Below are 12,729 nucleotides of genomic sequence, written 5' to 3' on the forward strand. Positions count from 1 at the left end.
TTATACAGAGTAATAGTCTTTTTTTGCTTCTTCAAGAATAAAATTTGCAAATTGTGTTTTGCAAGCATGTTGGAATACATTTGCTGACTTTTCGTTGTCTTTGGAAATAAAATCTCCTAATGTTTCTTTTATTGAATTATTATGGAAATATATTGCAAAACCAAACATTCCAATAGCGACATCCGTTGCATCAAATATGATCTCGAAAAGTAATTTGTTTTTATTACTGCATTTTGCTACCCAAATATACTTAGGCATCGATGTTAAAAGGATATTTTTTACTAAATTGAGCTCGTATATTTTAGAATCTGTCTTGAATTGCTCACTATATTGTAAAGTTATATCCCAATCTAACTCTAAGTTATAAATCAAATTTATTAATTCATTTATACCAACAACGATTTTTTCAACATCTTCATATGTAATCCTAATTTTGTGATATAGGGGAATAATTATATTAGTAAGGTGAGTGGGTTTTGTTGGGCTAACTGCATGCGACCATTTTGTTTCAAATCTATACTCTACATTAACACCTTTGTCAAAATCGAAACTTGCATAAGGGCCCCACGCATCGTCATGAGTAAATAATTTTGTAACATTTTCTGCAATGAATCTTATGTTTAGGATCTTGTTAGTTACTTTTAAAGGTGGGTTCCCTATTTTATATCCGACCACAGTAACTGCATGATGACCGTATTTAAAGGATCCTTTATCCATATATGGCACTTCTAATACTAAAATAAGTGGTATACCTATTGGGGCGTAAGCATATACATATTTTTTTAAAAAAGATCGGCTTAGTTCATGATTTTTATCTGACGTTCTGATATCACTTACAAGTCCAGATTTATATATTGATTGAGATATTTGTTTTACCGATAAACCCTGGTTAGGAAAAATTCTTTCACCATGTGTACCAACTATATCGGCTTCGTCCGTTATTTGACTTGGTGTTTTGGAAACAGCATATTTAGTCATGGAAGCTTTTTGTAACATCATCCATATGGCTGAAGTAGCGCATACACTAACAACACTATCTTGTTCCATGTAACCAAGGGATTCTAACTTGACTTTGTTTCCAAAAACATTAATATAATAATCTCTTACGCCAAAGTAATTTCTATAGTTCCCATCATCATCTATCGATTTATAATGCTTTAATACAGTTTTGCCAATTACCTTAATTGGCAAAGGCTTTCCAACAATATATCCTAAATAGGAATTATTCCAGAATTCTAATTGATCTTCTGTGTTAGCAATTATAATTTTTTCAAATTCTTCAGGGCTTAATGGGCTATTAAAGAAGTGCAGTCTTATGCAATTCTTTGAATATTGATCAAAACAAGTAACAAAATATGTTGCAAAGTCAATAAGGTAGTCCTTACTTACATAATCAAATTCAACTATTATTGACTTAGCATCAAGATCCGCAGATGATAGGTATTCAAATAAATACTTAAACTGATTTTTAGCTAAAACTTCAGAAGGTAAAGTATATTTATTATTTAGACAGAGTGCTTTTGCAAAATTTGCTTTACTAAAAGTGTAATGTCTATATTTCGACACAATAATGCACTATAAGGTGCAGACAATACTGCTCAATGCAGCATCAGTTGAAGAATACTTCATTTGATCAATCTCTTCCTGACGGCGTATCGATCTATCTACTGCATCTTCGAACTCCTTAGAATCAAAGTCAAAGGTGTTAACATCAATAAGTTGAGCTTCCTTAAGGAAGCTATCGTCATTTCTGTCTATTTCGTATTTCCGCAGCATAAGAATCTAATCTTTAAAAAGGGTTGCAAAGGTACTAATAATTTCTAAAATATTTGATTTTATAACTCAATTAAGATAATAATGCATTACTTATGGCCATTATTGTTCCAAAAACACTTTAAAACAAAGATAAGCATAGCAATTACATATCAAAGAATATATCATATTTTTTTTATATATATTGCAAATATTTAATTGCCAGGCATTTAATTTAAGTACAAACTTTTAAAATACCTACATATACTTATTATTTGGCAACTATTATGAACAAAGACAGTCTTATTTTTTACCTAATTTAAAATATTAATATTAGTGTTCAGCTTTGTTCGATAATATTAAAAAAAATACAAAAGAGAGGCAAGAAACAAAAAACCCCTGCAAGTCATTGACTTACAAGGGCTTTATGTGATCTGTTTGGGACTCGAACCCAAGACCCACGGCTTAAAAGGCCGTTGCTCTACCGACTGAGCTAACAGATCAGCTGTTTCTTTTCAAAAACGAAGTGCAAAAATAGGTTTACAGACCATTTTTTCCAAACATTTCTGCTTATTTCACAAATAATATTTTTTTATCATATCAGGCATCCAGTTTGGCTCTTTCCCTTTTCTTGTTGGAATGGAATGCCATTTGAATGAAAGGCCCCTTCATAAACTCTTCTGGATCAATGCTCGATTGCAATACCGGGCCTTTAAATTTACCACCTAACAACATCCTGGCACATTCCAACATGGGAGCAGCTGTAGTAAGTTGTATTCCCTTTAAAAGGTGAGAACCGACTTTTAAAGGGTCAATGCTCATACTTTTTTCTTTTTTTCTCAAAACTCCTTTAGAATCTTTCCCCTGCACACTGGCATACAGCACAATTAAATCATCTTCAACATGAGGTATATATTCATTCATCTTTTCAAGAAGTCGGTTTTCAATGCCCTGTCCCTGACCAATTATTTGCAATTGACTTCTTACCCAGTCAAAATGTCCAGGATAACGAATCGTCTTATAATCTAGATTTGCCACTTTTTCCTTAAAGTAATCCGGCAAATCTGCTGCACCTCCGGAGGTGTAATCATCTTCATAATGGATACCATCGATGATCAAATGTGTGGTACCCGATAAAGAGGGAACATTTAGTTTTTGATGATTTCTTACCACAACTGCCTCTTTAACATATTCTGTGGCCACTCCGATGGGACTCCAGGTGAATCCGTAAAAATGAGGACCGGTCACCACACGAGTTAAAGCTCCTACCTTCATAGCCATGTAATCGATCTTGTCAGCCTGAAACTCCTCAGCAAACTCCAAATACAATTGGTGACCAAGGATGTTGATGAAACCCGGTGCTAAACCAGCCTGCAAAACAAATCCGGTCTCTGCACCTTTTGCCATATCCAGGATTTGGTTAGTCTCTGCAACATATTCAGTCAGATTTACATAGTGTAGATTGTATTTTAAAGCAAATGCTGCCATCCTAGGTGCCTCCCCCCCGGGCAAACAATCCAGAAGGATGTCACCGGAACTGAAAACATAATCCATTTGATTGGTGAGTTCTTGGGGGTGAATGTGAAAAGGTTCAATCTGGACGATTGAAGAAGCTCCCTCTTGTACCCACTTTGAAACACTGATTGCAGCTTCGTAATTGATATCTCCTATAAAAATGTCTGCAGCCATATCCGGCACCTCAGCCAAAAGTAACCCAACTGCTTTTCCTATCCCCCCAGCCCCGGCAATGATGACTTTGTGCGACCCAACCATAATTTTTTTTTTTAAAATGCAAAATTAAGGGATGATGGCCCATCATCTGTCAAAATAACTTATTGTTAATACATAAGGATATGTTAATAAATTTATTACACATTAAATAATATTAAATAAATAAAATATTAATCATATTATGAAATATTATAATGTGTATAAATCACTATATCAATTAAAAATAATTTAATAAAAATTGTAATATTATAAAATAGTCATACATTAGCGCAGGTTTTAATACATAATCTACTATTTATCATGGCAAGGTCAAAATCTGCAAAACACTCTGTTTGGGATCAATGGGTCAAGTGGCTGAAGGATGAGAGGGTCTCAAAAATCGCTGCTATGAGTTCATTTATGGGTGCAATCTATTTACTCATCTCCTTTATTTCATATTTGTCCAGCTGGAAAGCTGATCAGGATAAAGTGCTGGCATTGTCCTGGCGCATCTTATTTAAATCCGGGTCAGAAGTAAATAACTGGTTAGGAAGACTTGGGGCATTGTCATCACATTTCTTCTTTTATTATGGTTTTGGTATTGCCTGCTTCTTGATTATCCCGGTCATCATTCATTTAGGCTTTAGATTTCTTAAGAGATCAGGGTGGCTTGGACTTCTTAGGTACAGTACGCACACCTTAATGATTATGGCTCTCCTGTCCATGATTCTTGATTTCATTTTCCAGGATAAGGGCTTCCCATATGGTGGCTCTTTTGGCGGACGGACCAATGACTTACTCAGCAATTTTGTGGGTGAGGTCGGTCTCGGTGTAACCTTGATATTTTCTTTGATAAGTTTCATCATTTGGTTTTTTAATCCCAGTCTTCAAAAATTACAGTTTCAAACTCTTGGTGGGTCAGAGACAGACAGTTTTTTGGATTGGTCAAATGCATTTAAGTGGAACAATCCTGCCAGCACAAATCAGGAAGATAATTTAACACCTAATGAATTATATCTAAAAAATAAAGCTGCTTCGGCTCAGTCTGCCGGAATTGAAGTTGACTTTGGTGATTATGCTGAAAGTGCCGGCCTTGCTGCTACCATTGGATCTAAAGCAGATCAAATAATCAATCCTTTTGGACCTAGCCTTGAAATTGAAACAATCGCTCCTTCGGAATCCATTACTACAAAAGATCCAGAACAAAGCGAATCTCGACCATCATACCAGCCTGTCCCCGATGACGAGGACGGCTGGCATGACGAGAGCCATACAGGTCCTTATGACCCTCGTGCAGATCTCAGCACCTATGTCATTCCAAGTTTGGATTTGTTGAATGACTACAATGACCAGAAATTCGAAATCGACAGAAGTGAATTGGAGTCAAACAAAAATCAAATCATTGCTACCCTACTGAATTATAAAATTGAAATACAAAAAATAAAGGCAACTATAGGGCCTACAGTGACTCTTTATGAAATCGTTCCGGCTCCCGGAGTGCGGATCTCCCGCATAAAAAGTCTGGAAGATGACATTGCGTTGAGTTTGTCTGCGCAAGGCATCCGTATCATCGCTCCTATACCAGGAAGGGGTACCATTGGTATTGAAGTAGCCAATAAAAATAAACAAATGGTCCCTTTGAAGGAACTTCTGAAGTCTGATCGATTCAATGATCAGAAAATGGAACTTCCGATTGCATTGGGTAAAAACATTTCAAATGAAGTAGTGGTCGCAGATTTGACAAAAATGCCCCACCTACTTATAGCCGGAGCTACCGGACAAGGAAAATCAGTAGGGATCAATACTATTCTGATGTCCCTTCTTTACAAAAAACATCCGGCAGAAGTAAAACTGGTGCTGATCGATCCAAAGAAAGTTGAATTACCCATTTACTCTGTGATTGAAAAACATTTTCTGGCGCAACTTCCTAATCAGGATGAAGCAATCATCACGGATACTTCCAAGGTCATTTATACCTTGAATTCATTGTGCATTGAAATGGATCAGCGCTATGAGTTACTCAAAATGGCAAGGGTAAGAAATCTGCTGGAATACAATGACAAATTTGTAAACAGAAGACTAAATCCTCAAAAAGGACACAGATACCTGCCTTACATAGTTTTGATTATCGACGAGTTTGCCGACTTGATTATGACCGCAGGAAAAGAAGTCGAACTGCCAATAGGTCGACTTGCTCAATTAGCCCGTGCTGTTGGAATACACTTAATCATAGCCACTCAAAGACCATCCGTAAAAATTATTACGGGCTTGATTAAAGCCAATTTCCCTGGAAGAATAGCATTTAAGGTTTCCTCCAACATTGATTCCAGGACTATTCTTGATTGTGGAGGGGCTGAAAGGTTGATTGGACGTGGTGACATGTTGTACAGTGTTGGATCTGATATGATTAGACTACAATGCGCTTTCGTTGATACCCCTGAAGTTGAAAGAGTCATAACCCATATTGGAAACCAAAGAAGTTACGGCGAGCCCTATTACTTGCCGGAATACAAAGGGGATGAAGCGGATGGTGCAGAGAATTCAATCGTCGCAGATGATTTGGATGAAATGTTTGAAGAAGCAGCAAGATTGGTGGTGCAAAGCCAACATGGAAGCACCAGTATGATCCAGCGAAGATTAAAGCTTGGATACAACAGGGCCGGAAGAATTATGGATCAAATGGAAGCTCTTGGAATTGTGAGCTCCGGCGAAGGAAGTAAACCTCGTGAAGTACTCTTATTTAATGAAATAGAACTTGAGAACCTACTTCAAAAGTTCAAAAGAAAAACCTAGTCTTTTTATTTTTTTTTTCGTCTTAGACCAACTGAGATTGATAGTAGATTATTGCCCCGGCCGACCTCCGGGGCTTTTTTTTTGTACTGTTAGGAAATTAAGTGGCCTGATCATCAAAATTTGATGTCAAATGTCGACTTTCGCACTCATATGTTACCGCTTGCTGAAAGAATGCGTCCACAAAGTTTGGAAGATGTGCTCGGACAAGATCACCTCTTGTCTCCGGGCAAGCCATTAAATTTAGCACTTTCTGGCGGACACTTACCATCCATGATCTTCTGGGGTCCTCCGGGTGTAGGTAAAACCACTTTAGCCCGGTTGTTAGGAAAACAATTTAATCGCAAATTTTTTACCCTAAGCGCAATTTCAGCAGGTGTCAAAGATCTGAGAGAACTGATCAATGAAGCCAAAAGCCAAAAATTCTTTAACAGCCCCTCACCTATTTTGTTTATTGACGAAATCCATCGTTTCAATAAAGGTCAACAAGATGCTTTGCTGGCTGCCGTTGAAGATGGAACGATAGTTTTGTTGGGCGCCACTACCGAAAATCCTTCTTTTGAAGTGAATGCTGCCCTTTTGAGCAGAATGCAGGTTTATGTACTGAAGCATTTGGATGAACTGGATCTTGTCAAACTTATTGAACGTATTGCAGATAAGGACGAACTTTTCCAAAACAAGAACATAAAAGTATTGGAAACCGATTCTTTGGTTGAATTATCCGGTGGAGATGCCAGAAAACTATGCAACATCATGGAGATTGTTGGCAACTTACCTCAATCCCAAATAGAAATCACAAATGAACTTATCCGAAAATTGGTCACTCAAAACATGGCTATTTATGATAAGTCAGGAGAAATGCACTACGACATCATTTCTGCTTTCATTAAATCAATACGAGGCAGTGATCCCCATGCAGCCTTGTATTGGCTTGCCCGGATGGTAGATGGTGGAGAAGACCCACTTTTCATTGCACGAAGACTACTGATTCTGGCAGCAGAAGACATTGGACTGGCAAATCCAAACGCGCTTTTGATGGCCAACACTTGCAAAGATGCCATTCACTTTGTGGGATGGCCTGAATCCAGAATAATCCTTGCTGAAACCGTTATTTACTTAGCTTGCTCACCCAAATCCAATTCTGCTTATCTTGCTATAGAAATGGCTATCAGTCTAGCTCAGTCAACAAATAACGCTCAAGTTCCTTTGCACTTACGCAACGCCCCCACCCAAATGATGAAAAATATTGGCTACGGAAAATCCTACGAATACAGTCACCATCACCCTGGCAACTTTGTCTATCAGGAATACATGCCGGAACAATTGAGTAGTAAAGCTATATTTAAACCGGCAGAAAATCCCAATGAGCAAAAAATGAAAATGAGCTTGTTGGAATGGTGGGGTGAAAAATATAAATAATGTCTAGGTTAAATTTATCAATATCATTAATTCGCAAATTGAATAGTACTAAAAAAGATGTAGGCCTATACAATTACTAAAAAAATATATCCTAGCTAATCCTCTATTTTTCTGTAACCACATTGAAAATATCCTTACTGAATTTTGCTTCTTCCGGTTTGATTTTACCACTTACAATCAATCTGAATTCGCGACGAATTTCTGCTTCATTAAATAATTTTTTCTCTTCTTCAGTTTCAGGAACAATGGCCGGAATAGGCTTAGGTCTGAGTGTTCTGTCATCCAATGCTACAAATGTAAAGTAAGCCTGATTTGATTTCCTGGGCTCCGCCACAAGTATACTTCTGGTAAAAACTTCCATAAATATCTCCATGGAAGAATTAAATGTTCTGGAAACTTTTGCCCGTATGGTCACAATATCCCCAAGTTTAATGGGCTCATGAAATGTCATGTGGTCAACCGAAACCGTAACCACATGCGCACCACAATGCCTGCTGGCACATATTGCTGATGCAATATCCATCCACCGCATTAGATTTCCTCCCATTAAATTGCCCAATACATTGGTGTCGTTTGGTAAAACCAACTCTGTCATTTCCGTTATGGAATCACTTACTTTTTTCATTCGAATATTTTACTCTTTGTTGTTTTTTCAAGCCCAAATGTATGTAGAAAATGGCTCGTAAAGATTTGTTTAATTTCTGCCATTTCAACCACAATTCCCAATTCCTTTTGAATAGAAGTCACGGTTTTATTTTCTTCCTGAATGCCACATGGGATGATGTGGTTAAAATAATTAAGGTTCGTATTAACATTTAAGGCCAATCCATGCAAACTTACCCATCTGCTTAGGTGTACGCCAATCGCACAGATTTTGCGGGCCCGGTCATTATCCGGATCTAGCCAAACTCCTGTGTATTCTGGCAAACGATCACCCAAAATTCCGTACTCGGCCAAGGTCAATATTACTGACTCTTCTAAACCTCTCACATATCGATGCACATCATTAAATATGCGGTCCAAATCAAGAATTGGATAAGCCACCAATTGCCCTGGTCCATGATAAGTGATGTCCCCTCCCCTGTTGATTTTGTAAAAACTTGCCTGAATCTGACCCAGTCCTTGCTCATTAATCTTTAGATGACTCTCCTCTCCCGATTTACCCAAAGTGTAAACATGAGGATGCTCACACAATATTAATACATGCGGAAAATCTGCCGAGCCCGGTTGAGATCTTTTTTCGGAAATTAACCTGTTATGAATTTTGGTCTGGTAATCCCAGGCTTCCTGATAGTCAATCTGACCAAGATCATGTATTTCTATTCTATTGCTCAATCGTTTAATTGCTTAATTTAATATTTTGTCTTAACTTTGGATATAATTAAACAGCGTTTTCATGAGACAGTTTACTTTATTCCTCTTTTTACTCCCTTTTATTTGCTCAGCTGCCAAGGCTCCTGATTTCACAATCACAGACTATAATAACAAGGTCCATAAACTTTATTCGGATTATTTGAATAAGGAGAAAGTAGTGGTTCTTAAATTGTTCTTCGTAGCCTGCCCCCCTTGTAATGCCATTGCTCCTTATGTCCAACAAGCTTATACTCGCTGGGGTGCAGGGAATGGTCGTGTCCAGTTCATTGAGCTCAGTACTCAAAATTATGATCTGAACAACGCTGTGAAGGGATATGCACAAAAACATGGAATTACTTTCCCGGGTGCTGGTTTTGATGGAGGAGGATTTGCTGCGGTGGCTCCCTATAAATCAGGGACTTTTGGTCCTTTCTATGGCACTCCTACCTTTCTTGTGATTGCTCCAAATGGTGAGGTTGAATTCAATATTGACTTTGAAAGGGATGATCAGGTAAAGTTAGATTCTGCTATTGCCAGAGCGCTGAGGGTCTCCAGTGGAGGCACCGGGGGTGGCCCAACTCGTTGCCAAGATTCCTTTGGAGTAAAAATTACCTCTTATTTGCATCCTGACAAAATGATAGTTAAAGACATTTTTAATGGTAACAACCCACTATTTGAACTCGAAAATAATCAATACAATTGTGAATATTTTTTTCCAGCTATTAGGGATAATTATTATGTAACTCCTTTTAAATCACAAACCGGAAACCCTGATGAATATGTAACTACTGCAGATGTGGTTTTAATTCAGAAACACATACTAGGGATATCTCAACTAAACAATCTCCAGTTGTTAGTCGCTGATGTGAACAAAACATATTCTGTAACTGCTTCTGATATGGCAGAGATAAGAAAATTAATTTTAGGTATCAATTCCAGATTTAAAGCCGTAAGCGACCTGTATGGCTTTGCTGTTAATCCTGCTGGAAAAAATGGGGTGATCAATGACAAGGTCAAACTAAATGACTTGATAAAAGGAACCGTGAGCAATGAATTCGGAGTAGGTAAATATGGGGATGTCAATGGAGCAGCTATAAAATTCGATGGTTCTCTTGAAGAAAGGGCTAATTGTACTGAAGAATGGGTTATTAAATCTGAAAAAACATCCAACGGCTATTTATATCACATTATCCCGAACACAAACGGAAATGTTTTTGGTTTCCAGTTTAGTCTTGCTTGTGATGTAAAGTCCATTACAGACGTAAAACTTAATCAAAGTTTATCCAATTTCAACAATACCAATTACATTTTTAATGGACAACGCAATGAATTCATTTGTCTGTGGAGTAGTCCAGATGGATTGGGAGTCAATTTCGATTTGCGTGAACCATTAATCACATTCTCTTCATCACAAAATCTGAATTTTAAACAAGGCAAAGTACCTAATGAAATTGTATTAAGTAACGATGTGTGTGGAATCTTTTTTAACCACATCTATAATTCAGAACCTGGTGTACCAAGATTTAGAGTCAATCAAACAGCGACTCAATATGAAATTGACGTCGAAGCCTCTTCCGGAATTGTTGCATTAAAGTTTTTCGATCAATCTGGAATTCATGTTTCTGATTCGAAAATTAAAATGGAAAAAATTAATGAACAAAATATAAAGGCAAATATTTCTAAATTAAATCCAGGGTTTTATTTTGTTCAGGGGCAACTAGCAGATGGTTCCATAAAAACAGAAAGGTTTTTCAAAATTGATTAGATTGTTAACAGAGATATTGTAAGTATTTTTTTGCTTTTTATACCTAGCCTAATTTATCTCGTTTACTTGTTCGAGTTTTAATAAATTTATTGGATTGCCATTCAGGTTTATTAAATTCTTTTGTCCAAACAATGCTGTTTGATCATACAATAGAAAAATAACCGGAGACTCCTCAACAATAATCCGATCCATTTGCTGAAATAATTTCACCCTTTTGTCATTGTCAATCTCTTTAACAGCTGCTTCGTATAGTTGATCAAATTCAACATTCTTAAATCTGGTGTAATTTGGAGGCGCACCGTTTTTGCTGTAAAAAACGGTCATAAAGCTTTCTTCATCCGGATAATCGGCTATCCAGCTAGCTCTAAAAAAACCAATACTGCCGTTACGCATTTTCTCTCGCAGTGTACCGGTTTCCAAAAGTTCTATCCTCAATTCAATTCCAATTTCCTGCCATTGACGGGCAATAAAGGTTACAAGATCTAAATAATCTTTATTGGTATAAATAACGAGTTCTTTTTCCAATTTAGATTTTTCAAAATACCCTGAACTTTTAAGTAAATCCTTTGCTCTGGCTGCATCATGCACATATCCTTTCACAGAATTGGGGTCATAAGAAATCAAACCTTTAGGTATAAAACCAGCATTGGCCGGTGTTCCAATTCCAAACCTGTAGGTCTTGACCAACAAATTTTTGTCTAAGGCTAAATTCAATGCTTGTCGCACCCTTTTATCCCAAATTGCATGATCTTTTGGGAAGGCTTCCAGATTAATTCCCAAATACTCTGTATTCAGGTAATGTGATTTAAAAAAATTAATGTGGTCATTCAATTCCGGACGCAATGTTCCATTACTCAAAATTAATTGAGAAGCAAAAGATGATTGAATTCCTGAAAAAAAATCAATTTCATTTCTAATAAATTCAAGATACGCTGTATTTCTGTCTTCAATAAAACTTACCCTCACTCCTTCTAAATATGGCAAATTGGGTTTAAAATAGGCTGAATTTCTACTCAGGAAGATTCCTTGTCTATCTATCCATTTATTTAATACAAATGGTCCCGTTCCAACTGGAAATTCATCAAATTTGTTCTGATAAAAACTTACTGCTTCTTTCGGAATGATGCTGCAATATTGCATTGTGAGCAAACTCAGAAATGGAGAAAATGCTTGCCTCAATTTAATCACCAGGGTGGTGTCGTTTATAATATTAAAGGGCTGGAATGTGTCTAGTTTGCCTGCAAAAATCCACCTACCCGGAGCACTCAATCCCGGATCAATCAATCTTAAAAAACTATATTCAACATCAGATGCTTTCAGCCTTCTTGTACTGTCTTTACCAAAACAGCTATTTTTATGAAAAAAGACATCATTCCTCAAATGAAATAAGTAGCTCAACCCATCTTTGCTTACTTCCCAATCCTTCGCAATTTCCGGTACCAAATTCATAGAATCATCCAAATCTATGAGCTGATTATAAATATGGTCTATCAACCAAATGTTATTCTGACTTTTTGCAAAAGCAGGATCTAAGGAGGTAACAGGATTAGGTTGATTGTAATGAAAAACCCTTGGTTTTTTGTGGGTATTATCGGAACAACAGGTTAACCAAATAAAACCAACACTCAACAAATAAATCCTCGAAAACCTACAATTCATTCAGAAAAGTAATCATTCTCCTCGCATAATTTTCATCAAAAAGACAAATTTTTCAATTTTTTACTGCTAAAACAAAAAGTTATCCTATTCCCCAATCATTTTTAAGAATTTTACTTTGATGCTGAATTGCTAAAAGCCACTTTGCTTGTAGGATTTGACATTTGAAATGGCTAATCAGCCGCTTTTCTAAAATCTAAAAGATTTCATATTTTAATGAGTTTCTTAACATCAATCCCAAACTTATAAATTTCAGAAAAAACACGATTAGAATCTTGAAGAAT

The 12,729-nt window shown here is 36.8% G+C and carries 9 protein-coding genes and 1 tRNA gene; 3 read left to right on the plus strand and 7 right to left on the minus strand.

Annotated elements, in window-relative coordinates; genetic code table 11:
- From IPJ53_10875 to IPJ53_10890, 4 genes are all read right to left on the minus strand, one after another.
- Entirely contained in the window at positions 1-1,566 is a 1,566-nt protein-coding gene (locus IPJ53_10875) for a hypothetical protein (GenBank protein ID MBK7799610.1), read from the minus strand.
- Between the two features lie 9 nt (positions 1,567-1,575).
- Positions 1,576-1,776: a hypothetical protein gene (locus tag IPJ53_10880; protein ID MBK7799611.1), complete on the minus strand. Its 201-nt coding sequence runs from the start codon at positions 1,774-1,776 to the stop codon at positions 1,576-1,578.
- Between the two features lie 406 nt (positions 1,777-2,182).
- Positions 2,183-2,255 (minus strand) — tRNA-Lys (locus tag IPJ53_10885).
- A gap of 97 nt (positions 2,256-2,352) precedes the next feature.
- A complete protein-coding gene (locus IPJ53_10890; GenBank protein ID MBK7799612.1) occupies positions 2,353-3,525 on the minus strand; it encodes a saccharopine dehydrogenase NADP-binding domain-containing protein in 1,173 nt (390 codons plus the stop codon).
- A gap of 258 nt (positions 3,526-3,783) precedes the next feature.
- Between IPJ53_10890 and IPJ53_10895 the strand changes: the two genes are divergently transcribed.
- Together IPJ53_10895 and IPJ53_10900 are read left to right on the plus strand one after the other, a co-directional pair.
- Complete coding sequence (locus tag IPJ53_10895; protein ID MBK7799613.1) at positions 3,784-6,255, plus strand: DNA translocase FtsK; 2,472 nt, start codon at positions 3,784-3,786, stop codon at positions 6,253-6,255.
- A 150-nt stretch (positions 6,256-6,405) separates the two neighbouring features.
- Positions 6,406-7,671 carry a replication-associated recombination protein A gene (locus IPJ53_10900; protein MBK7799614.1) on the plus strand — a complete coding sequence of 422 codons (1,266 nt, stop codon included), beginning with the start codon at positions 6,406-6,408 and terminating at the stop codon, positions 7,669-7,671.
- A gap of 103 nt (positions 7,672-7,774) precedes the next feature.
- Here IPJ53_10900 and IPJ53_10905 read toward each other — a convergent pair whose 3' ends face one another.
- Both IPJ53_10905 and lipB read right to left on the minus strand, forming a co-directional pair.
- The gene (locus tag IPJ53_10905) at positions 7,775-8,296 is read right to left on the minus strand and encodes an acyl-CoA thioesterase (protein MBK7799615.1); all 522 of its coding nucleotides are present in this window, start codon (positions 8,294-8,296) and stop codon (positions 7,775-7,777) included.
- Positions 8,293-9,006 carry a lipoyl(octanoyl) transferase LipB gene (gene lipB, locus IPJ53_10910; protein MBK7799616.1) on the minus strand — a complete coding sequence of 238 codons (714 nt, stop codon included), beginning with the start codon at positions 9,004-9,006 and terminating at the stop codon, positions 8,293-8,295. The genes IPJ53_10905 and lipB overlap by 4 nt, the downstream gene beginning before the upstream one ends.
- 61 nt (positions 9,007-9,067) lie before the next feature.
- Here lipB and IPJ53_10915 point away from each other — a divergent pair, with 61 nt between their 5' ends.
- A complete protein-coding gene (locus tag IPJ53_10915) occupies positions 9,068-10,789 on the plus strand; it encodes a redoxin domain-containing protein (GenBank protein MBK7799617.1) in 1,722 nt (573 codons plus the stop codon).
- A 48-nt stretch (positions 10,790-10,837) separates the two neighbouring features.
- On the opposite strand, the gene IPJ53_10920 is transcribed toward IPJ53_10915, so the two are convergent.
- Positions 10,838-12,448: an ABC transporter substrate-binding protein gene (locus IPJ53_10920; protein MBK7799618.1), complete on the minus strand. Its 1,611-nt coding sequence runs from the start codon at positions 12,446-12,448 to the stop codon at positions 10,838-10,840.
- Positions 12,449-12,729: the final 281 nt, after the last annotated feature.

The organism is Candidatus Vicinibacter affinis (assembly GCA_016714365.1).
In the GTDB taxonomy this organism is placed as follows: Bacteria; Bacteroidota; Bacteroidia; order Chitinophagales; family Saprospiraceae; genus Vicinibacter; species Vicinibacter affinis.